General features: G+C 69.6%; 16 protein-coding genes. 8 read left to right on the forward strand and 8 right to left on the reverse strand.

Going from position 1 to position 20,964, the window contains the following annotated elements; translation table 11 throughout:
* Position 1: 1 nt before the first annotated feature.
* On the reverse strand, positions 2-2,650 hold the full coding sequence (gene pepN, locus AAF430_14900) for an aminopeptidase N (GenBank protein MEM7411518.1): 2,649 nt from the start codon (positions 2,648-2,650) through the stop codon (positions 2-4).
* Between the two features lie 106 nt (positions 2,651-2,756).
* Here pepN and map point away from each other — a divergent pair, with 106 nt between their 5' ends.
* On the forward strand, positions 2,757-3,593 hold the full coding sequence (gene map / locus AAF430_14905) for a type I methionyl aminopeptidase (protein MEM7411519.1): 837 nt from the start codon (positions 2,757-2,759) through the stop codon (positions 3,591-3,593).
* Here the strand turns inward: map and AAF430_14910 are convergent.
* Both AAF430_14910 and AAF430_14915 read right to left on the reverse strand, forming a co-directional pair.
* Entirely contained in the window at positions 3,575-4,987 is a 1,413-nt protein-coding gene (locus AAF430_14910) for an aspartate aminotransferase family protein (GenBank protein MEM7411520.1), read from the reverse strand. The two genes, map and AAF430_14910, sit on opposite strands and share 19 nt — an antisense overlap.
* Before the next feature lie 3 nt (positions 4,988-4,990).
* Positions 4,991-5,776: a ferritin-like domain-containing protein gene (locus tag AAF430_14915; GenBank protein ID MEM7411521.1), complete on the reverse strand. Its 786-nt coding sequence runs from the start codon at positions 5,774-5,776 to the stop codon at positions 4,991-4,993.
* A 155-nt stretch (positions 5,777-5,931) separates the two neighbouring features.
* Between AAF430_14915 and AAF430_14920 the strand changes: the two genes are divergently transcribed.
* On the forward strand, positions 5,932-6,234 hold the full coding sequence (locus AAF430_14920) for a putative quinol monooxygenase (GenBank protein ID MEM7411522.1): 303 nt from the start codon (positions 5,932-5,934) through the stop codon (positions 6,232-6,234).
* A 21-nt stretch (positions 6,235-6,255) separates the two neighbouring features.
* Here the strand turns inward: AAF430_14920 and AAF430_14925 are convergent, their stop codons facing one another.
* Positions 6,256-7,965: a carbamoyltransferase C-terminal domain-containing protein gene (locus tag AAF430_14925; protein MEM7411523.1), complete on the reverse strand. Its 1,710-nt coding sequence runs from the start codon at positions 7,963-7,965 to the stop codon at positions 6,256-6,258.
* A gap of 134 nt (positions 7,966-8,099) precedes the next feature.
* Between AAF430_14925 and AAF430_14930 the strand changes: the two genes are divergently transcribed.
* On the forward strand, positions 8,100-8,711 hold the full coding sequence (locus tag AAF430_14930) for an RNA polymerase sigma factor (GenBank protein MEM7411524.1): 612 nt from the start codon (positions 8,100-8,102) through the stop codon (positions 8,709-8,711).
* A 68-nt stretch (positions 8,712-8,779) separates the two neighbouring features.
* Positions 8,780-10,270 carry a carboxylesterase family protein gene (locus tag AAF430_14935; GenBank protein ID MEM7411525.1) on the forward strand — a complete coding sequence of 497 codons (1,491 nt, stop codon included), beginning with the start codon at positions 8,780-8,782 and terminating at the stop codon, positions 10,268-10,270.
* Between the two features lies 1 nt (position 10,271).
* Here the strand turns inward: AAF430_14935 and AAF430_14940 are convergent, their stop codons facing one another.
* Positions 10,272-11,804 (reverse strand): helix-turn-helix domain-containing protein, encoded by a 1,533-nt coding sequence (locus AAF430_14940; protein MEM7411526.1) that lies wholly within the window; start codon positions 11,802-11,804, stop codon positions 10,272-10,274.
* A gap of 209 nt (positions 11,805-12,013) precedes the next feature.
* Here AAF430_14940 and AAF430_14945 point away from each other — a divergent pair, with 209 nt between their 5' ends.
* The 3 genes from AAF430_14945 (at position 12,014) to AAF430_14955 (ending at position 16,499) form a co-directional block, all read left to right on the forward strand.
* The gene (locus AAF430_14945; GenBank protein ID MEM7411527.1) at positions 12,014-14,260 is read left to right on the forward strand and encodes a DUF3604 domain-containing protein; all 2,247 of its coding nucleotides are present in this window, start codon (positions 12,014-12,016) and stop codon (positions 14,258-14,260) included.
* A 65-nt stretch (positions 14,261-14,325) separates the two neighbouring features.
* Positions 14,326-15,465, forward strand: a complete 1,140-nt coding sequence (locus tag AAF430_14950; protein ID MEM7411528.1) for a homoserine O-acetyltransferase — start codon at positions 14,326-14,328, stop codon at positions 15,463-15,465.
* A 50-nt stretch (positions 15,466-15,515) separates the two neighbouring features.
* Positions 15,516-16,499 (forward strand): methyltransferase domain-containing protein, encoded by a 984-nt coding sequence (locus tag AAF430_14955; GenBank protein ID MEM7411529.1) that lies wholly within the window; start codon positions 15,516-15,518, stop codon positions 16,497-16,499.
* On the opposite strand, the gene AAF430_14960 is transcribed toward AAF430_14955, so the two are convergent.
* The 3 genes from AAF430_14960 to AAF430_14970 all read right to left on the reverse strand — a co-directional run bounded on the left by AAF430_14960 (position 16,490) and on the right by AAF430_14970 (position 19,956).
* Entirely contained in the window at positions 16,490-17,827 is a 1,338-nt protein-coding gene (locus AAF430_14960; protein MEM7411530.1) for an acetyl-CoA hydrolase/transferase C-terminal domain-containing protein, read from the reverse strand. The two genes, AAF430_14955 and AAF430_14960, sit on opposite strands and share 10 nt — an antisense overlap.
* 67 nt (positions 17,828-17,894) lie before the next feature.
* Complete coding sequence (gene creD / locus AAF430_14965; GenBank protein ID MEM7411531.1) at positions 17,895-19,256, reverse strand: cell envelope integrity protein CreD; 1,362 nt, start codon at positions 19,254-19,256, stop codon at positions 17,895-17,897.
* A gap of 94 nt (positions 19,257-19,350) precedes the next feature.
* Positions 19,351-19,956, reverse strand: coding sequence for a hypothetical protein (locus tag AAF430_14970; GenBank protein MEM7411532.1), 606 nt, complete (start codon positions 19,954-19,956; stop codon positions 19,351-19,353).
* 85 nt (positions 19,957-20,041) lie between these two features.
* On the opposite strand from AAF430_14970, the gene AAF430_14975 reads away from it, so the two are divergent.
* Positions 20,042-20,935, forward strand: a complete 894-nt coding sequence (locus AAF430_14975) for an aldo/keto reductase (GenBank protein MEM7411533.1) — start codon at positions 20,042-20,044, stop codon at positions 20,933-20,935.
* Positions 20,936-20,964 lie beyond the last annotated feature (29 nt).

Here is a 20,964-nt window from a genome sequence, read left to right on the forward strand (position 1 = left end):
CTCAGCCCAACGCGCGCGACGCGATCTCGAATACGTCCTTCGAAAGGCCCGCGTGGCGCGCGATGCGCTCGAGCTGGGCCCGCATGCCGTCCTGGGGGCCCACCGGGAAGCGCCGCCAGTCGTTGAACGCCGACACCAGACGCGCAGCCAGCTGGGGATTGCGCCCGTCGAGGTCCAGGACCACGTCCGCGAGAAACACGTAGGGGCGGCCGTCCGCCGCGTGGAAGCGCACCGGGTTCGCCGTCACGAAGGCACCCACCAGCGAACGTGCCCGGTTCGGGTTGGCCAGCGTGAAGTCCGGGTGCTCGGAAAGCGCGACGACCCGATCGAAGGTGTCGTCCCGGGTCGACATCGCCTGCACGCTGAACCACTTGTCCAGCACGAGCGGGTCGCTCTGCCAGCGGGTGTGGAAGGCCTCCAGAGCGGCGTCCCGCGCGTCGCCGGGACAGTCGACCAGGATCTGCAGCGCCGCCTGGCCGTCGGTCATGTTGTTCGCCTGCTGGAACTGAGCCTGGGCCCGCTCCACCCAGCGAAGCTCTCCCGTCGCCGCCAGGTAGCGGAGCGCCGTATTGCGGAGGCGTCGCGCATCGATGTCCGCGGGCTCGATCTGGTACGGCACGTCGATCGGTGCCGCGTCGACACAGGCCGCCAGCGCGGTCGCGTGAGCGCGGGCGATCGCCGCGATCACCCGCTCGCGGACGACGTGGAGCGCTGCGTAGTCGACGGGCTGCATCGATTGGCCCAGGGTCCGGACGTTGGGCAGGGCCAACATCAGGGAGCGCAGCGAGCCATCGAGCTCCGGTACGGACAGCACCGCACCCATCGCCGCCACGTAGTCGTCGGGCACCTCGAGGGCGCGACCCGCCCCTTCCGCGGACGCCATCTCCAACAGGATTCCCTCGGCCAGGGTCTGCGCTGCGTCCCAGCGCGCGAAGGCATCGCTGTCGTGCGCGAGCAAGAAGGCGAGCGCATCGCGACTGCGCTCCATCGCGAGCTTCACCGGCGCCGAGAAACCCCGCAGCAGGGACGGCACGGGCTCGGCGGAGAGCCCGGTGAACGTGAAGGTCTCGCTTTCGTCCTCGAGGGTGAGCACCCGCGTCGTGGGAGCCGACGCATCCGCAGCGCCGGCCAGGCGCAGGGGCAGATCGCGTCCGTCGGCGTCGAGCAGACCCATGCGCACCGGGATCGGCAGGGGCTCGGCGCCGGATTCCGCATCGAGCGCGGGCGCCTGCTGGCGCAGGGTCAAGCGGTACTCGCCCGCCGTCGCGTCGAAGTCGCCGTTCGCGAGCAGGCGCGGCGTGCCCGGCTGGGCGTACCAGCGCTCGAAGCGGGCGAGGTCCATGCCGTTCGCGTCGGCCATCGCGGCGCGAAAGTCGTCGCAGGTGACCGCATCTCCGTCGTGACGCTCGAAGTAGAGGTCCATGCCCCGCCGGAACCCGTCGTCGGCGAAGAGCGTGTGGTACAGGCGCACGACCTCTGCGCCCTTTTCGTACACCGTCGCCGTGTAGAAGTTGTCCATCGAGATGTAGCTCTCGGGACGAATCGGGTGGGCCATCGGGCCCGTGTCTTCGGCGAACTGATGGGTCCGCAGGGTCACGACGTCGCGAATGCGCTTCACCGCAGCCGACGTGGAGTCGGCCGTGAACTGCTGATCGCGGAAGACCGTGAGCCCCTCCTTCAACGTCAGTTGGAACCAGTCGCGACAGGTGACGCGGTTGCCGGTCCAGTTGTGGAAGTACTCGTGGCCGATCACCGCTTCGATCGCCTCGTACTCGTCGTCGGTGGCGGTCTCGGGCTTCGCGAGCACGTACTTCGCGTTGAAGACGTTGAGCCCCTTGTTCTCCATGGCGCCCATGTTGAAGTCGTTGACGGCGACGATCATGTAGAGGTCGAGGTCGTACTCGAGACCGAAGGTCTCCTCGTCCCAGCGCATCGCCTTCTGGAGCGAGCGCATCGCGTGCTCACAGCGGTCGATGTTCTGGGGCTCGACCCAGATCTCGAGGCGCACCGCGCGATCCGAGCGGGTGGTGAAGCTCCCCTCGTGGCAGCGCAGGTTCCCCGCCACGAGCGCAAACAGGTAGGAGGGCTTCGGGAACGGGTCTTCCCAGTGGACCGCGTGGCGCCCGTCGTCCAGGGTCTCGACCGCACCGCGGTTGCCGTTCGAGAGCAGCACCGGGTAGCGCTCGCGATCGGCGGCGATCCGGACGGCGTAGGTCGCCATCACGTCGGGCCGGTCCAGGAACCAGGTGATGCGGCGGAAGCCGTGGGCCTCGCACTGCGTGCAGAACATGCCAGCGCTTCGGTACAGGCCCGAGAGCGCCGTGTTCTTCTCGGGGTGGATCCGCACCCGGGTTTCGAGTTCGAAACGCTCGGGAGGAGCCTGGATCTCCAGTCGATCGTCCCGCTCGGAGAACTCGGAAGCAGCCAGGGCTCGGCCGTCGATGGCCACGCTCAGGGTCTCGAGCTCTTCGCCGTGGAGCACCAGCGGCGGCACGTCCCCCAGCTCGACCGGAGCCCGCACCACCTGGAGCTTCGCGGACACCACCGCCTCGTCTTCGTGCAGATCGAAGTCGAGCGCGACGTGTTCGATGCGGTAATCCGGCGGCCGGTAGTCCAGCCGGTAGACGGTCTGCGGTTTCTCTCCCGACACACTTCCCCCTGTGGCGGACGAGTCTAATGCTGCGCCGGGGTGCTAGCAGCCTCTGCGGGAAACCTTGAGGCGACCTGGAGGGCCCTTCCCTACCCTCGATTTCGCGATGCTCCAGACCGAACGCGCCCACGGCATCCAGCTGAAGAACCAGGCGCATCTCGAGGCGATGCGTGTGGCGGGACGGATCTCCGCCGAGTGCCTGGCCTGGGTGATCTCCGAGGTGGCGCCAGGTCAGTCGACCCAGGAGATCGACGATCTGGTCTGCCAGTTCGCGGAACGCCACGGGGTCACGCCGGCACCGAAGGGCTACCGCGGATTCCCCCGCTCGGTCTGCACCTCGATCAACGAGGTCATCTGCCACGGCATCCCCGCCCCGGAGACCCGGCTGCGGGAAGGCGACATCATCGGCATCGACGTCGCCCTGATCGTCGAGGGCTTCCACGGCGACAACGCCGCCACGGTCGGCGTCGGCGACATCGACGAGCCTGCGCGTACCCTCTTGAGCGCGACCCTCGAAGCGCAGCGCCGCTCGATCGCCATCGTGGCCCCCGGCACGCGCCTCGGCGACATCGGCCACGCCATCCAGAGCCACGTCGAAGCCCAGGGCTTCTCGGTGGTGCGCGACTTCGTCGGGCACGGCGTGGGGCGCCGCTTCCACGAGGAGCCCCAGGTGCTCCACTACGGCACGCCGGGGCGCGGCATGCGGCTGCGTCCCGGACTCACCTTCACGATCGAGCCGATGATCAACGCGGGAGCGCCGGGCATCGAGATCCAGGACGACGGCTGGACCGCCCTCACCGCCGACCGCAGTCTCTCGGCCCAGTACGAGCACACCCTCGAGGTCACCGAGGACGGGGTCCGCGTGCTCACGGTCCAGAACGAGACTGGCGCCTGGGAGCCCCCGGGTCGCTGGACGCCGCCCGGCTACGAAATCCCCGCCTGAGGGGCGCTGCGGCGCTTCGTGCGTAGGGCCGCCGACGCGAGGTGCTTCCCCAGATCCCAGATCGCCCCGCCCGGCCGCTGGGTCTCGGCCACCACCGCATCCACCGCGTCGCGGATCCAACGCCGTTCGGCGTCGCCGATCACCAGGGGCGGCAGGAACTTCACGATCGGTAGATCGTGTCCGGCGGTCTGGCTGAGGATCCGGTGCTTCTGGAAGAGCGGCACGGTCACGAGCTGACTGAAGAGACCCTTCTGCGCGGTGTCGACCAGGCGGTAGGCGGCGCGCAGCTTCAAGCGTTCGGGTGGCGCGAACTCGATCGCGGTCATCAGTCCCAGGCCACGCACGTCGTGGACGAAGTCGTAGCGCGACACGAGCGGCGCGAGATCGGCGAGCAAGGCGCGGCCGGTTCGCTCGGCATGGGCGCAGAGATCGTGCTCCTGAATCACCTCGAGGGTCGCGATCCCTGCCGCCATCGCCAGGTCGTTCTTCGAAAAGGTCGAGCCGTGCACCGGCGCGCGCAGCATGTTCGAGAACACGGAATCGAAGACGTCCCGGCGCAGCAGCACCGCGCCGACGGGCGCGAAGCCCCCCGAGAGCGCCTTCGCCGAGAGCAAGAGATCCGGCTCGACACCCCAGTGCTCGACCGCCCAGAAGCGGCCGGTGCGCCCGAGACCGGTCTGGATCTCGTCGGCGACGAAGAGCGTCCCATGCTTCCGACACAGCCGCGCCGCCTCGGGCAGATAGTCGTCGTCCGGGAGGTTCACCCCGTGTCCCTGGATCGGCTCGACGATGAAGGCCGCGATCTGCCGCGATGCGAGCACCCGCTCGAGCGCGGCCAGATCGTTCCAGGGGACCCGCTCGCTGTGCGGCAGCAGCGGACCGAAGCCCTCGCGGAACGCCCCCTCTCCGTTGACCGACAACGCGCCCAGCGTCAGGCCATGAAAGCCGTGCTCGCAGTAGGCGAGGCCAGGCCGACCGGTGTGCATCCGGGCGAACTTGATGGCGGCCTCGACCGTCTCGGCCCCGGAGTTGGCGAAGAAGACCTTGTCCAGATCGCCGGGGGCGGTCGCCACCAGCCGCTCGGCGAGGATGCCGGCGAGCGCCGACACATCCATCTGGACGAGACCGGGAAGTCCGGCATCGAGCACGTCGCGCAGAGCCTGCGTGATCGTCGGGTGATTGCGGCCGAGGGCAAAGACGCCGAACCCCGAGAGGAGATCGAGGTAGCGGTGGCCATCGTCGTCGAAGAGGAAGGGCCCCTCACCGCGCACGTAGTGGCGGTCGAACCCGATCGTCCGCAGCACCCGCACCATCTGCGTGTTGAGATGACGCTCGTGGAGCGCGAAGCGCTCCTGGGAGCGCTGAACGAGCAGGTCCCGGATCCGCGTCGCCACGGGCTACGCGGACCCGGACACCGCGGGCTCCGGGCGCGGATCGAGGGCGCCGGGACGCTCGGGGGACTCGATCGTGACGAAGCGGCGCCAGGTGATGCAGCGCTCCACCCAGTAGATCGCGCGAATGCCGAAGGCCAGGAGTCGGGCCTTCCAGACGGGCCAGGCGAGTGTGCGCGCCATGTGACCCATCACGGCGAGGGACACGTCGCGATACGTTTCGATCTCGGCGCGGGTGTACTCGCGCAGCATCTGGCGAATCCGCGGCTCGTAGCCGCGATCGCAGAAGCGCTGGAGTTCTTCGTGGGTGAACGAGAGATGGTTCACCTCGTCGTCGGCGATCATGCGGATCGCCCGACCCAGCTCCGGGTCGTCGCCGAAGAGCTCTTTCTGCTGATCGACCTCTTCGCGGGCGCGCTGTTCGGTTACCCGCGAATGGACCAGGTATCGCAGGATCTCCTCATCGGAGAGCGGATCGTCACGGCGAAGGCGATCGTGAGAGAGGCCGATGCCCCGCTGCTCGAGGAGCAGGGTGTAGTCGACTTCGAGGGGAACGGTGCACGCGTCGAGCCCGCGCTTGCGCAACAGCGCCTCGAACAGCCGACCGTGTTTGTCCTCGTCGAGGCCGTGGCGCTCCACCTTCGGACGCAGCGCCTCGTCGCGAATCAACGCGGCGATCCGTCGATTCTCCCAGCCACCCTGGGTCTCGCCCTTCGCAGCCACGCTGCAGAACAGGCGATAGGTCTCGTCGTTGTCCCGAATCTCGTGATAGATCGCCCGAGCCGAAAGCAAGGCGCCCCCCTGTGACGGCGATCCCGCGGCGCCCGCGTCCACCCCGTCGACGTTGCGACGATTCTATCCACCCGCCCCGGGCCGCGCATGGCACACCCGACGGGCGCCTCCCCGGTGTTAGGATGCGGCCCCAACCCGGAAGCGAGGAGAGAGCGATGTTGGTGGTGGCAGGCGTGGTCCGACTCAACCCCGAAAAGCGCGAAGAGGCGATGGTGGCCGCGCGCGAGATGATGACGGCGACCCGCGCGGAAGCCGGTTGCATCTCCTACACCTTCTCCGCCGACCTCGACGATCCGGGCGCCTTCCGGATCTTCGAAGAATGGAAGGACCAGGCTGCGCTCGACGCCCACTTCGAAGCCCCCCACATGGCGACCTTCGCGGCGAAGGTCGGCGGCTTCGGCGTCGAGGAAATGACCGTCCAGAAGTACGAGGTCGCCTCGGTCGGTCCGGTCCGCTAGCCGCGCCCTCGCCCGGCCTGCTCAGCCCCCGGGTTTCTCGACGTACCAGTCCTCGAGGAACAGGTGCAGCAGGTCGCTGCCGAAGAACATGTCCAGTGCCTCGTCGGGCGTGCACACGATCGGCTCGCCGCGACGGTTGAGCGACGTGTTGATCACGCAGGGCAACCCGGTGCGTTGCTCGAACTCCTGGATCAGCCGGTGGTACCGCGGCAGCGTCTCGGCGTGGACCGTCTGGGGACGCGCCGTCCCGTCGACGTGGACGACCTCCGGCGTGCGCTCGGCCCAGGCCTTCGGCAGCTCGAACGCCTGGGCCATGAACGGCGAGGGGTGAACACTGCCGAGATAGTCGGGCGCGCGCTCGGCGAGCACGGACGGACAGAACGGCCGCCACTGCTCCCGGAACTTGATGCGCGCGTTGATCTGATCGGCCGTACCGAGCTTCCCCGGATGACCGAGGATGCTGCGCGCCCCGAGCGCACGCGCTCCCCATTCCATCCGGCCCTGGAACCAGGCTACGACCTCGCCCTGCGCCAGAAGCTCGGCCGCCTTCGCGGGCGCGTCATCCACGCGTTGCCCGGCCACCCCGCGCCGTGCGAGGACCGCCTCGACCTCCGCGTTGCTGAACGAGGGCCCCAGTTGCGCCGTCGAGAGCGGCGCGATCGTCTCGCCCTCCCGCTGCGCCACCACGGCCGCCGCGCCCAGCGCTGTTCCCGCATCGTCGGCCGCCGGCGGCACGAAGAGTCGGTCGACCAGCGGATGGTCCCGGAGGAGTCGGTTGAGCTTCACGTTCAGCGCGCAACCACCGGCGAAACACAGGCTCCGCGTGCGCTCCAGGATGAAGCCGAGGTGATGCTCCACGAGATCGAGGGCGCTCCGCTCGAAGAGGGCCTGAGCCGCGGCGGCCACGTGGATGTAGGGCGCGCCGGCCGCATCGCCTTCCCGCGGCGGTCCGAAGCGGTCCACCAACGCGGTGCCGAAACGTCGCCCTTCGTAGCGGTATTTCTTCGTCGGCCAGATCGCGCGCAGATCGAGGCGGAGATCCCCACGCTGACAGCGCAGGAAGTCGGAGAGATCGGCCTGCGCCGGGTCGCCGTAGGCCGCCATGCCCATCAGCTTGTATTCGCCGTCGTTCACGTCGAAGCCGAGGTAGTCGGTGATCGCCGAGTAGAAGAGACCGAGCGAGTCCGGGCGCTCGATCTGGTGGAAGAGATCGATCTCGCCGCCCGTCGCCGATCCGAAGGAACAGGTGGTCAGCTCGCCACCGCCATCGATGGTGAGGACGGCGCACTCGTCGAAGCCCGAGAAGAGGACGGTCGAGGCCGCGTGGGCCAGCTGGTGGGGCACGTGTTCGATGCGCGTGCGGTCCGGGTCGAAGCCGGCGTCCCGGAGGCTCGCTTCGAGCCGCGCCAGCGGACGCGCCCCGCGATCTCGCCAGCGGAACGGCAGGGCCAGCGCCTTGCTCGGCCGACGCAGGAGGGAGCGGCGCACGAAGCCCCAGCGATGCGCCTCGACGGCCTCGAGCGACCAGGGAAAGGCCACCGCATCGACGTCTTGGGGCCCGAGTCCGGCCTGGGCCAGGACCGCCCGTGCCGCGTCGCCGCACCCCTCTCCCGAAGCGTGCTTCTGCCGGGAGAGCCGCTCTTGCTCGACGGCCGCGACGACCTCTCCATCGACGAGCAGGGCTGCCGAGGGGTCGTGCCCGAAGCTGGCGTTGAGGCCCAGGACGACCACGCCGGGACCCTAGCGAAAGAGCCACCGCGGACACCGCGTCGATCTTCGCCGAGCTGTGAAGCAGTTCATATCTGCGGGCCTCGAGTCTGGGCGAAGTTGAGGTCGTTCCAGAGAAACCCGGAGGGAGGAACGACATGCAGGTCCAGATCACCACCCAGATCCCGCACCCCGGCCCGAAGCCGGGCAGCCAGCGGGCCCAAGATCTCGAGCTCGCCGGGCGCCTTTGCGCGGGCGACGAGAGCGCCTACGACGAGCTCGTGGGGCTCTACCACCGGCGCGTCTTCGCCTTTGCGCTGAAGCGGCTGGGCGACGCCACCGAGGCCGAGGACGTGGCCCAGGACACCTTCTTGCAGCTGTATCGCTCGATCCAGAAGTACGAGGGGCGCTCCAGTCTGCTCACCTGGATCTTCGGCATCGCCCACCACGAAGTCTGCAACCGCTTCCGGCGCCAGCGCCTCGAAACGGTCCCGCTCGAGGATCAGGAGCGCGAGCTGGTCGCGCCGATGCCGGGCCTCGAGAGCACCATCGACGCCCTGCGCCGCCTCGACCGCTGCCACGAGGTCCTGCAGGGCAAGGTCTCGCCGGCCCAACGCCGCGTGTTCGAGTTGCGCTACTGGGGTGCGCGTTCGATCGAATACATCGCCGAGGAAACCGGGAAGAGCCCGGGCGCCGTGCGGATCGGCCTGTTGCGGACGCGCCGCACCCTCGCCGAACAGGCACTGGAGGCACAGCGCCTCGCGAGCTGAACCACGGCCTCCCCCTTGACGCCGGCGCCCGCGAACCGAACAGTGCCGGTCGAGGAGGCCGGACCGTCATGGGACCGATCGCAAAGCTGCAGGTGGGTGAACTCGAGGGCCGCGATCGTGGTGGTCACCTGCTGTTCGCGGGCATCCCCTACGCCGCTCCGCCCACAGGTGATCGCCGCTTCGCACCGCCCGAGCCGCACCCGGGCTGGAGCGGCGTGCGCTCCGCCCGCGCGTTCGGCAAGGCCGCCCCCCAACTCCCCGGCACCGGACTGACCCGGTTCCCCGTCGAGTGGGACGAGGACTGTCTCACCCTCAACGTCTCGACCCCGGCGCTGGACGACGCGGCGCGGCCGGTCCTGGTGTGGATCCACGGCGGCGCCTTCGTCCACGGCAAGGGCGGCATTCCTTGGTACGACGGCGGCTCCTTCGCGGAGCGCGGCAACGTCGTGACGGTGAGCATCAACTACCGACTCGGGGCCCTCGGCTTCGCACAGCTCCCCCTCGACGTGCCCGAGTTCGCGGAAACCGGACGCCTCGGCCTGCTCGACCAGCTCTGCGCGCTGCGTTGGGTGCAGGAGCACATCGCGACCTTCGGCGGCGACCCGAGCCGCGTCACGGTGGCCGGCGAATCCGCCGGGGCGATGAGCATTGGCAACCTGTTGGGCATGCCGGAGGCCCGCGGCCTGTTCCGGGCGGCGATCCTGCAGAGCGGCGCCGCGCGCCACCACCTGACCGAGCCCCTCGGCGCCGAGGTGGGACGCATCTTCCTCGATCAGCTGCAGGCCGACTCGGCGGCGGCGCTGCGCAATGCGCCGGTCGAGGCGATCCTCGAGGCCCAGGGACGCACGCAGGAGCAGGTGGTCAAACACCCGGAAGCCGCACGCGCCGGCATCGGGAGTCTGGCCTACCAGCCGAGTCTCGGCGGTGCTCTGCCCCGCCCGCCCCTGGAGACGATCGCCGACGGAGCGCTCCGCGAGATTCCGCTCCTGGTCGGAACGAACGCCGACGAGACCACGCTCTGGGGCTATCAGGACTTCGACGATGCCCGGCTAGCGCGCCTCGCCGCGAACCTCTTCCCCGACGCCGAGGCCGCCCTCGCCACCTACCGCGCTTCGCGTCCCGGGGCTTCCGCGGGCGAGATCGCAACGGCCATGACGACCGATCAGCTGTTTCGCATCCCGGCATTGCAGCTCTGCGAGACCCACACCGCGGCCGGAGGCAACGCCTTCCTCTATCTCTTCTCGTGGAAGTCGCGGGCGTTCGGCGGAAAGCTCGGCGCGACCCACGCGCTCGAGATTCCCTTCACCTTCCACAACCTCGAGCGACCCGGTGTCAGTGGCTTCCTCGGCAAGGGTCCCACGCCCACGGCCCTCGCCGACCGCATGCACGCCTGCTGGACCGCCTTCGTGCACGGCCAGGACCCGAACTGCGACGCCCTCGATGGGGAGTGGCCCTCCTTCGACCCGAGCCGCGTCCCGACGCAGGAGTTCGGCGACGAGGTCGCCCTTCGCCTCGACCCGAACGGCGACGAGCGTCGGCTCTGGGACGGGCTGCGCTGAGCTAGTGCGGGGCCAGCTCGACCTCGAAGTCGAGCTCGGGCCCGCCCGCACACGCCAACTCGACGGCCGCCGCGGCGTTGCGATGAATGGGGTCGCCCTCGCCTGCGGCTTCGGAGTTCGCCTTCGCCTCGGGCTCGCGGCGCGCTTTCTTTCCACCCAGACCCAGGGCCTTCATCATGGCCTGCCGCCAGTTCTGGCGCTTGCCGGCCCGGTTCTCGTGAAAGCGCTCCAGGTAGGCCGCCGCGACCTCGTCGGCTTCGTGAATTCCGAGCATCTGGGCGTACTGCTGCACGTAGCCGCGCAAGTAGGGCTCGGGCGGCAGCGCCGCGAAGGCCTCGTCCTCGAGCTCGGCGAGCTTTCGGATCTTCGTACGCGACGCCATCGTCTCGAGGCTGTGCCCCTGGAGCTCGCGGCACACGCGCAGGTGACCGGCCGGATCGTCCCCCGTGAAGGCGGGGAGCACCACGTCGCTCGGGCGCTCGGGCGGGCGGACCCGCACGTGCTCCCTGCGCGTCGCGGCGCGACGCTCGGCAAGTCGCGCCGAGGCTTTCGCCGAGAGCGAGACCGGCGCGGGCGCCTTGCGGCGACGCTTGCGCAGGTCGGGATCGAGCAGCGCCTCCACCATCTGGTGAATGCCCTTCGAAAAGGCCGATCCCGGGAAGAGCTGGAGCACCGGCACCTCGCGCTCGACCGCGGCGGGCACCGCCGCATCGGTCAGCAGGGACGCCACGGGACGCAGCACGGCGCCGAGGTGTCCCTCGCAGGCAGCCGCCATTTCCGGTCCCGGATCGTGGCCGTCCTGCTCGACGCGATTCACGACCAGTTCCACCTCGAAGGCGCGCATCGCGGCGCGCAGGCGGTTCCCCGCGTGGACGTCGGTCTCGAGCGCCGCCTCGACCAGCTCGCGCGGCGTCGCGCCGCGGCGACGGGCGTCGTCGAGCACCCGCAGCAGGACGCCCTGCACTTCCGGCTCCTTGGCGACCGCGCGCAGCGACCGGAAGAAGGCCGCCTTCAGGAAGTGATAGGCGTTCTCGATGGCCGGCTTCTCGGGCGTGATCACCAGGACACGCCGGTCCGCGACCAGGAACGCATCGAGGGTGTTGAAGGCGCTGCCCGCGCCGATGTCGAGCACCACGTGGGCGGCGTCGACCTTGCGCAGGTCGCGCAGCAGCTTCTGCTTCTGGGCAAATTTCAGGTTCGCCGCGTCGAGCGGAGAACGCGCGCCCGACAAGAGACGCACACCGGGGACCGACGTGTCGGCGAAGGCGTCCTCGAGCGACGGCACCTTGCCGCGCAGCACGTCCGCCAGGGTGTGGCGGGCCGTCTCGCAGCCGAAGTGCGTGTGCAGGTTCGCCCCACCCAGATCGAGGTCGACCGCGACGACGCGCGGCCCCGACTGGGCCAGGCCGATCGCGAGACTCGAGCTGACGACGGATTTCCCGACCCCGCCCTTGCCGCTCGCCACCGCCCACAGGGTGGGCGCGACGCGCTGGGAGGAAGAAGCCGACTTCGGAGACGATTGCGGTGCAGGCATGGTGGGACTCCTGTGGGAGGAGTGGCCGCACGATCGCCATTCGTGTCGGGCGCACGTGGCGAAACCGCCGCAACGAAGCGGCAAGGCGAACGCAGCTTGCGTCCCGGCTGCGTCCCCACGAACGCGCAAGAGAAGCATTGACGCTTGCGTGATTTCGAGGTCAGCTGGCGCCTCACCTGGGTGCACCGGGTCCCGACGGGAGAATTCACGTGGTATCGAGAATCCTTGGGGTAGGCCTCGCGATCCTGGCCATCGGCCTGCTCTTCGTCTGGGGAGCCGGCAAGGGCTGGTTCGGCAGCCACGAGGGCCCCGGGGAGATCGCCGGCAAGCGCCTCTCCGATGCGCGGGTGACCGCCCGCAGCGAGGCCGACCGGGCCGCGGGCACCGCGCTCGGCGCGCGCCCCAAGCAGGTGTTGTTCGGCGACCTGCACGTACACACGACCTTCTCCTTCGACGCCTTCATGTTCAGCCTGCCGATGGGCGGCGGCGAAGGTGCCCATCCCCCCGCCGACGCCTGCGATTTCGCGCGCCACTGCTCCGGGCTCGACTTCTGGTCGATCAACGACCACGCCTTCTCCATCACCCAGCGCCACTGGCGCGAAACGATCGATTCGATCCGCCAGTGCAACGAGGTCGCGGGCGACCCTTCGAATCCGGATGTCGTGGCCTACCTCGGCTGGGAGTGGACGCAGGTAGGGACGCGACCCGAGAATCACTACGGGCACAAGAACGTCGTGCTGCAGCACCTCGACGACGCGCGCATCCCGACGCGACCGATCGCCGCCCTGCGCAGCGTCAATCTGCCCGCACCCAGCCTGGGACTGGGCGTCGCGGCGCTCGCCGTGGGCGGTCGCATGCACGACCTCGCCTACTACTTCGCGGAACGTACGGGGCGCGCCCTGTGCGACCCCGACACGCCCGTGCGCGACCTGCCCCTCGAGTGCCTCGAAGCCGCGGCCACCCCGGCGGAGCTCTTCCGCAAGCTCGACGACTGGGGCCATTCCTCCCTGGTGATCCCCCACGGCACGACCTGGGGCTTCTACACGCCACCCGGCTCCTCCTGGGACAAACAGCTCGCCGGCTCGATGCACGACCCGGACCGCCAGCGCTTGATCGAGGTCTACTCGGGTCACGGCGACTCCGAGGTCTATCGCGACTTTCGCGCCGTGCGCTTCGACGAAGCCGGCCAACCCGAGTGTCCGCCTCCGACCGACGACTACCTGCCCACCTGTTGGCGAGCGGGGGAGATCATTCGCGAGCGCTGCCTCGCGGCAGGCGAATCGGACGGCGAGTGTGACGAACGAGCCACCACCGCCCGCGCCCACGCCGCCGCGGCTGGCGTGGCCCCACACTTGACGGTTCCCGGCAGCCGACCCGAGGAATGGCTCGACGCGGGCCAGTGTCTCGATTGCAACCAACCCTCGTTCAACTACCGGCCGGCCTCTTCGGCCCAGTACATCGCAGGGCTCGGGAACTTCGACCCCGAGGCGGCCGACGCCAAACCGCGTCGCTTCCGACTCGGGTTCATGGCGTCGAGCGACACCCACTTCGCGCGCGCCGGCACGGGCTACAAGGAGATCCACCGCAGGGGGATGACCGACGCCCAGGACATCGCTGGCGACAACGAGGGCCTCGCCCTCCTCACCGGCGGCGGCAGCGAGGAACCGGTTCCGGTCTCGCGCCCCTTCGACGTCGACGCGCCCGGCTTCAACGTGTTCGAGATGGAGCGCCAGACCTCCTTCCTGGGAACCGGGGGGCTGATCGCCGTACACGCCGCGGGACGCGATCGCGACGCCATCTGGGACGCCATGCAGCGCCGCGAGGTCTACGGCACCAGCGGTCCCCGGATGCTGCTCTGGTTCGATCTGCTGAACCCGCCGGGATCGCGGGGCCAGACGATCCCGATGGGCGGAGAAGCCGAGATGTCCGATGCCCCGGTCTTCCAGGTGCGCGCCGTCGGCTCCTTCCAGCAGAAGCCGGGCTGCCCGGAAGACACCCTCGCCGCCCTGGGAGAGGAGCGGATGGAGCACCTCTGCAAGGGCGAGTGCTACTTCCCCGATGACGAGCGGCGCCCGATCACCCGCATCGAGATCGTGCGGATCCGCCCCCAAACGGCCCCCGGGCAGGAAATGGGGACACGGATCGACGATCCGTGGCGCGTCATCACCTGCGAGGCCGACCCGGTGGGATGCGTCGCCACCGTGCTCGACCCCGAGTTCGCGACGCTCGGCCAGGACGTCCTCTACTACGCCCGGGCCTACGAAGCCGAGAAACCCGCAATCAACGCCGGGAACCTGCGCTGCACCCGGGACGACGCGGGGCGCTGCACCGGGGTCGACCTGTGCGACGGCAGCGAGGGCGACGGCGATTGCCTCGCGCCCCACGCGCCGCGCGCCTGGTCGTCGCCGATCTACCTGGACTTCGCCGCGCTCCCGGAGACGACCGAAGCCCCCTGACCCCGGGTGCGCGGCCGGGGCCCCGCTCGGGCTATGCTGCGGAGGCGCGCCCGGCGCGGACCCCCATGAGCGAAGAATCCGTCCTCGAAGGCCCTGAGCCCCACTACGACCGCGTCGTCTCGGGCTACGCCACCTTCCACCACCCGGAAGCGTTCCGCTGCGAGTGGGGCGGTGAGCTCCCCGAGTTCACCCTCGCCTACGAGACCTGGGGCACGCTGTCACCCGAACGCGACAACGCGATCCTGCTCCACACCGGTCTCTCGGCCTCGTCCCACGCAAAGAGTCATCCGCTGAACACGAGCCCGGGTTGGTGGGAGGAGTTCATCGGCCCCGGCGAACCGATCGACACGGATCGCTTCTTCGTGATCTGCAGCAACCTGCTGGGCGGCTGCTACGGGAGCACCGGGCCCGCGTCGACCGACCCCCGCACCGGTCGCCCCTACGCGACGAACTTCCCGATCCTCACCGTGAACGACATGATCCGCGCCCAGCTCGCGATGCTCGATCATCTGGGCATCGAGAAGCTCTACGCGTCGGTCGGCGCCTCGCTGGGCGGCATGCAGTCGCTCGGCATCGCGGCCCTCGCCCCAGAGCGGGTCGGACGCGTGGTGAGCATCTCCGCCGCCCTGCGCTCCCACCCCCAGTCGATCGCGCTGCGCTTCGTCCAGCGTCAGGCCGTGATGGCCGACGCCGACTGGCGCGACGGCCACTACTACGGGCAGAGCTTCCCGCACCGCGGGCAGAAGATTGCGCGCGAGATCGGCACCATCACCTACCGCTCGGGGCCCGAGTGGCAGGGTCGCTTCGGCCGCGCGCGCACCGATGGCGACGCGGTCCCGCGCCTCGACGAGGACTTCGAGGTGGAGCGCTACCTGGCCTACCAGGGCGAGAAGTTCTGCCTCCAGTACGACGCGAACTCCTACCTCTATATCTCGAAGGCAATGGACCTTTTCGACCTGGGCGAACCCGGCGAGGGCCAGCCCGGGATCGACGCGGTGAGCTGTCCCACCCTCGTCATCGGCGTGACCTCGGACGTGCTCTTCCCGGTCTGGCAACAGCGCGAGCTGGCCGAGGCCCTGCGCAAGAACGGAGCCGCGGTCACCTACGTCGAACTCGACGCACCCTACGGACACGACACCTTCCTGATCGACCGCGAACGGGTGGGCGAAGCCCTACAGGTGCACCTCGACGCCGAGGGCGCCTAGCCCCGACGCCACCTCAAGACCCCCGTGCGACCGGTCGCTAACGAGGGAGCATGCCCAGCCACGCGACGCCCGCGCGCCCCGCCGCGCCCGCCGAGAAGACCGCGCTTCCGCTGCATCTGCTGCGCTGCCCGGCCACCGGGGAGCCGTTGGTCTGGGAGGACGGCGCACTGGTCGCCGAGCGCTCGGGTCACCGCTACCCGGTGCACGCGGGGACCATTCCCCTCTTCGCCGAAGTGCCCGAGACCCGCGATGCGAGCCGGCAACAGGCGCACTACGAGAAGGTGGCGTCCCAATACATCGAGAGCCTCGGCTACGCCCACACCATCGCGTACAACGACTATCTGGATGACGTGTTCCTCGAAGCCCTCGGGCCCGGTCGGCTCGGCACCACTGCCGAACTCTGCTGCGGTCACGGCGAAGCCTTTGCGCTGGTGGGAGACCGCGTCGACGAAGGCCTGGGCGTCGACATCTCGGTCTCCATGCTCGAAGCCGCCGCGGTCCGCGCGCCCGGTCGACTCCATTGGCTCCAGGGGGATGCCACCCGCCTGCCCCTACCCGATGCGAGTCTGGACCACGTGCTGATGTTCGGCGGGATCCATCACGTGAGCGACCGCGCGGGTCTGTTCGCCGAGATCGCCCGGGTGCTCAAGCCCGGCGGGCGCTTCCTCTGGCGCGAACCCGTGAGCGACTTCTGGCTGTGGCGTGCACTCCGCGCCGTGGTCTACCGACTCTCACCGGCCCTCGACCACGAGACCGAACGCCCCCTGCTGAAGCAGGAGACCCTGCCTCCGCTCCGGGACGCCGGCCTCGAACCCGAGACCTGGCGCACCTGTGGGTTCTTCGCGTTCACGGTGTTGATGAACAGCGACGTCCTGGTCGTGAATCGCTGGCTGCGCTTCCTCCCCGGGATCCGCGCGATCACCCGCGCGCTCGCGCGCTTCGACGACGCCTGCTTGCGCCTCCCGGGCCTGGCCGACGCCGGCCTGCAGGTGGTCGGAGCCGCGCGCAAGCCGGGTGAAGCCACTCAGGGGTAGTAGAGCCGCTTCGCCTCGTCGCGCAGAAAATCGCGGTGATCGGGGTGTGCTATCCGGATCAGCTCCTCGCAGCGCTCGCGCACGCTCTTGTCGAGCAGGTTCGCGACGCCGTGCTCGGTCACGATCGTGTCGGCGATCTCGCGCGGGATGGAGACGATCTGGCCCGCATCGAACTGCGGGACGATGGTCGAGACCTCCCCATCCTTCGCCGAGGAGGGCAGCAGCGTCACGGCTCGGCCGCGTTTCGAGAGCGCGGCGCCCAGGTGGAAGGCCAGTTGGCCCCCGAGCCCGCTGTAGATGTTCGCACCGAGGGCGTACACCCCGATCTGCCCGGTGAGGTCGATCGTGAGCGCTCCATTGACCGTCAGCATGTCGTCGTGGCGGGCGATCACGGTGGGATCGTTCGTGTGCTCGAAGGAGCGGAGCTGGTAGAAGGGGTTGTGCTCGATCGTCTCGAAGTCCTCGAGGCTGTTCCCCATGTTGCACGCCACGAAGCGTTCCGGGTGCACTTCCGCGTAGCGGCTGGTGATGATCCCGCGCCGCGCGCGTTCGATCGTCCCCGGGACGGTGAGCTCGCCGAAGTAGCCGAGGTCGTTCGCGTCATCGAAGGCACCGAGCATCATGGCGGCCATCGTGTGCTTCCCGGTGCCGACCTGGATCGTCGCGCCGTCGTGCACCAGGGTCTTCAGGTGCTTCGTGATCGCGCGGTCGAGCTCGGGAAAGCTCGCCGGGTCCGGGTCGGGTGCGCCCAGGCGGGGGCGATCTCCGAGCACGATCGCATCGAGCTGGGAGACGTGGATCCAGCTGTCGCCCCGGGTGAGCGGCATCGCGTCGCTCTGTTCCACGATCACGCGCTTGGCGCGCTTTGCGCTGCTGACCGCGTCCCAGACGGCCGTCCCGACGCACACGTAGCCCCGCTCGTTCGGGGGGGACACGCAGAGCAGCAGGTTGTCGATCGGCCTTCCCTGCCCCTCCCGGTGATCCCGCACCTTGTGCTGACGGATCATGTGGAACGGGTGGAAGTCGATCAGGCGGTTCTCGAGCGCGCGTCGATTGTCCGGCGCCAGGGCGTATTGGACCTGGAGGTTCCAGGCCTCGGCCGCGTCTTCGCGAAACCAGCCCATGTCCGGGATCACGATGCTGCGGATCACGACGTCGCGGAGTTCGGCCTCGCGGGTCGCGAGCACGGCCAGGATCGCGGGCGGCAGATGAGCACTCGGGATCCACACCATCTCGCCGGACTCGACGAGGCCTGCTGCCTGTTCGGGCGACATGATCTTGCGCTCGTACTCTTTGCGCGGATCGACGGAAAGATCGAGCTGTGCCACGGAGCGCCTCCCGCGCCGAGCCTATCACGAGGACTCGACACCGGGACGCTCCGTGGCCCGGTTCGGATCAGGTCTGCACCGGTCCCGGCTCCGACGGAGTGGTCCAGCGCACCTGCTCGAACCAGTCGACCCGTCGCGTCAGCCACATCACTGCGGCGAGCACGACGAAGAGCCCGAGCGAGCCGACGAGTAGGGCGTGGTCCTCGTTGCGCAGGAGCACGTAGAGGTACCCGTAGAGCGAGGCGACGATGCCCCCCATCGCGAGCCCTCGGAGCCGGCGTCCCAGCACGGCTACCGCGTAGCCGGCGATCAGTGTGACGATGCCGGCGGTCGCCACCCCATACGCGAAGGACACCCCGGTGTGTTCGGAGAGCGCCAGTAGCAGGAGGTAGAAGAGGCTCATGGCGGCGCCGAGCAGCAGGTACTGGACCGCGTGGACGCGCACGCCCGCGAGCACTTCGAAGAGCCAGAGGGCCAGGAAGGTCAGCCCGAGGAAGAGCAGATCGTACTTCGCGGCGCGCTCGGAGAGCCGGTAGGGGTCGACCGGCGTGATGAAGTCGACGCCGAAGTGGGACGACGCGACCGCGGCGTGGGGCTCGTTCTCCGAGGTCCATGCCTGGGGATAGCTCCGGCCCAGGGACGACACCCGCCATTCCGCTTCGAACCCGCCGGTCGTCACGCTTCGCTCGGTCGGCAGCCACGCGCCCTGGAAGCTCGGATGGGGCCAGTCCGAGCGGAGCGAGACCTCGGTGTGCGCGCCGAGCGGCGCCACGTAGAGCCCCCCGCTGCCGTGAAGACGCAGCTTCGATTCGAAGGCGACGGCTTCCGGGCTGCGCGGATCGCCGATCTTCGCATGGATGCCGCTCCCCAGGGCCCCGGCGTAGCCGAGCCCCGGTTCGAACTCGAGCTCCCGCCCGCCCCAGCGCAGCTGAACGGGCGCCTGGATCGCACGCGCGTCGGTGATCTTGACCGCGAGCACGGCGCGATCCCATTGGATCTGCTCCTCGGGCACGCGCCAGGTCGAGAAGTCGGGCGGGTCGAACTGACCGCCGAGGGCCAGCGCTCCGCTGTAGACGGGCACTTCGAAGATGCCGCGCTCCCGCACCTCGCCTTCGACGGCCCCGTCGATGCGCAGATCCTTCGCGAGGAAGGTTGCGTGGCGCGGGTAGGTCCGTACCCGCCGGGTCCCATCGGGCGCCGTCTCGACGCTGCGCAGCTCGTAGGGCACCACCAGATAAGGCCCTTCGACGACCTGGTTGCCACCCCATTTCTGACTGACCTCGTGGACCGCTTCGGATCGCCGCAGCTGCCGCTCCTCGATGAGCCCGCGGACCAGACTCACCGGGATATGAAGCACGAGAATCAAGAAACCCAGCGCCAGCACCCGGAGCAGATGGGACTGCGCGATCGAATCGAACCCTGTGGACATCGCCACACCTCCGTGTCACCCGAGCACGAAGAGACACCGAGTCCGCGCAGAGAGTTCCCCGTGGCGTGGCGCGCCCGGGCAAACGGTGTGCGGCTCAGTCGGGTCGATGGCGACCGAAGGCGATGCTCGCCGCCATTCCCAGCGGCGCGAGCAACAACACCCCGGTGACGGGCAGCAGCGGCCGCTCGCCGAAGAAGCCCAGCGGAGCGGGCGGCGCAGGCACCAGCAGCTGACGCGGTGCGGGCGTCACCCGCACGAGCCCCTCGGCCTCGAGCACGAAGTGGGCGTCGCCAACGAGCACCGAGCGTTCGCCCTCGGCGCCGAAGCGTTCGTACGCCCCCGAATCGCTGCCCTGGCCCTGATCGGAACCATCGGCCCCGAACCGCAGCACGCGCTCGCTGTCCGGGTAGGCCACCTCGAGCACGTCGTCCGAGAACTGGAGACGCACCTGTCCAGGCGGAGCGAAGCGCCAGGCCCGAATCGGCGTTCCGTCGCTCGCGTAGGCCTGGATCTCGAAGCGCTGCACCGCGACGAACAGGGTGGCGTCGGGTGCCGCCGCGATCGCGTGGGGCGCCACGAACCAGGGACGCGCCAGGGTGGCGCTCCGAAACTGTGACGCGGACCACGCGCCTACGATGAGCGCGACCACCGCAACGCCGGCGGACAGAGCGGAGAGCACCTTTGCAACGGGCCGGGACACGGGGGGCACCCTAGCCAGCACGCGCTTCCGCCGCACGGCCCGGCACGCGGCTATGCTTCGCGGGCCCGCACCCGGAGAGTCTTCGATGCCCCTTCCCCTCGCCCCGTTCGGATCGACCGGTCACAGCAGCTCCCGCGTGATCTTTGGCGCCGCTGCGCTCGGCGCCATGAAGCGCGAACGCGCCGATGCGCTGCTGGCGATGCTCCTCGAACACGGGGTCAACCACATCGACACCGCCGCCTCCTACGGCGACTCGGAGCTCTGCCTCGCCCCCTGGCTCCGCGAGCACCGCGACGCCGTCTTTCTCGCCACGAAGACCGGAGCCCGCGATGCCGCAGGTGCCCGCGAGAGCCTGCACCGCTCGCTCGAGCGCCTGGGGGTCGAATCCGTCGACCTGATCCAGCTCCACAACCTCGTCGACCCGACCGAGTGGGAGCAGGCGCTGGGCACCGGCGGCGCACTCGAGGCGTTGATCGAAGCCCGGGACCAGGGCCTCGTGCGCTTTCTCGGTGTCACGGGCCACGGCACCCGCACCGCCGAGATGCACCTGCGCAGCCTCGAGCGCTTCCCCTTCGACTCGGTGCTCACGCCCTACAACTACACGATGCTCCAGAACGCCGAGTACGCGGCCGACCTCGAGCGGCTCCTCGACGTCTGCGCCGAGCGCGGTATCGCGGTCCAGACGATCAAGTCCGTGGCACGACGCCGCTGGGCGCCCGAAGAGAAGCGGCGCTTCAGCTGGTACGAGCCCCTGCTCGACCCGGCGGCCATCGAGCGGGCGGTCCGCTTCGTGCTCGCGCGCCCCGGGCTCTTCCTCAACACCTCGAGCGATGCGCGCATCCTCGAGACCACGCTCGCAGCCGGCGCATCGGCGGGCGAGGCCCCGTCCGCCGACGCGATGGCCGCCGACGTCGCCGCGCATGCCATCGAGCCGCTCTTCGTGCGCGACGTCGCCGAGACGACCGACGCGTTCTTCTAGGCCGCCCTTCCCTGCTCGGGCGGGACGAG

It is taken from the genome of Myxococcota bacterium (assembly GCA_039030075.1).
Lineage (GTDB): Bacteria > Myxococcota_A > UBA9160 > UBA9160 > SMWR01 > JAHEJV01.

Coding starts and splice junctions, on each gene's coding strand:
- map (MEM7411519.1), top strand. CDS start 2,757: ATGCTCCAGACCGAACGCGCCCACGGCATCCAGCTGAAGAACCAGGCG.
- AAF430_14950 (MEM7411528.1), top strand. CDS start 14,326: ATGAGCGAAGAATCCGTCCTCGAAGGCCCTGAGCCCCACTACGACCGC.
- AAF430_14940 (MEM7411526.1), bottom strand. CDS start 11,804: ATGCCTGCACCGCAATCGTCTCCGAAGTCGGCTTCTTCCTCCCAGCGC.
- AAF430_14955 (MEM7411529.1), top strand. CDS start 15,516: ATGCCCAGCCACGCGACGCCCGCGCGCCCCGCCGCGCCCGCCGAGAAG.
- AAF430_14920 (MEM7411522.1), top strand. CDS start 5,932: ATGTTGGTGGTGGCAGGCGTGGTCCGACTCAACCCCGAAAAGCGCGAA.
- AAF430_14930 (MEM7411524.1), top strand. CDS start 8,100: ATGCAGGTCCAGATCACCACCCAGATCCCGCACCCCGGCCCGAAGCCG.
- AAF430_14935 (MEM7411525.1), top strand. CDS start 8,780: ATGGGACCGATCGCAAAGCTGCAGGTGGGTGAACTCGAGGGCCGCGAT.
- creD (MEM7411531.1), bottom strand. CDS start 19,256: ATGTCCACAGGGTTCGATTCGATCGCGCAGTCCCATCTGCTCCGGGTG.
- AAF430_14975 (MEM7411533.1), top strand. CDS start 20,042: ATGCCCCTTCCCCTCGCCCCGTTCGGATCGACCGGTCACAGCAGCTCC.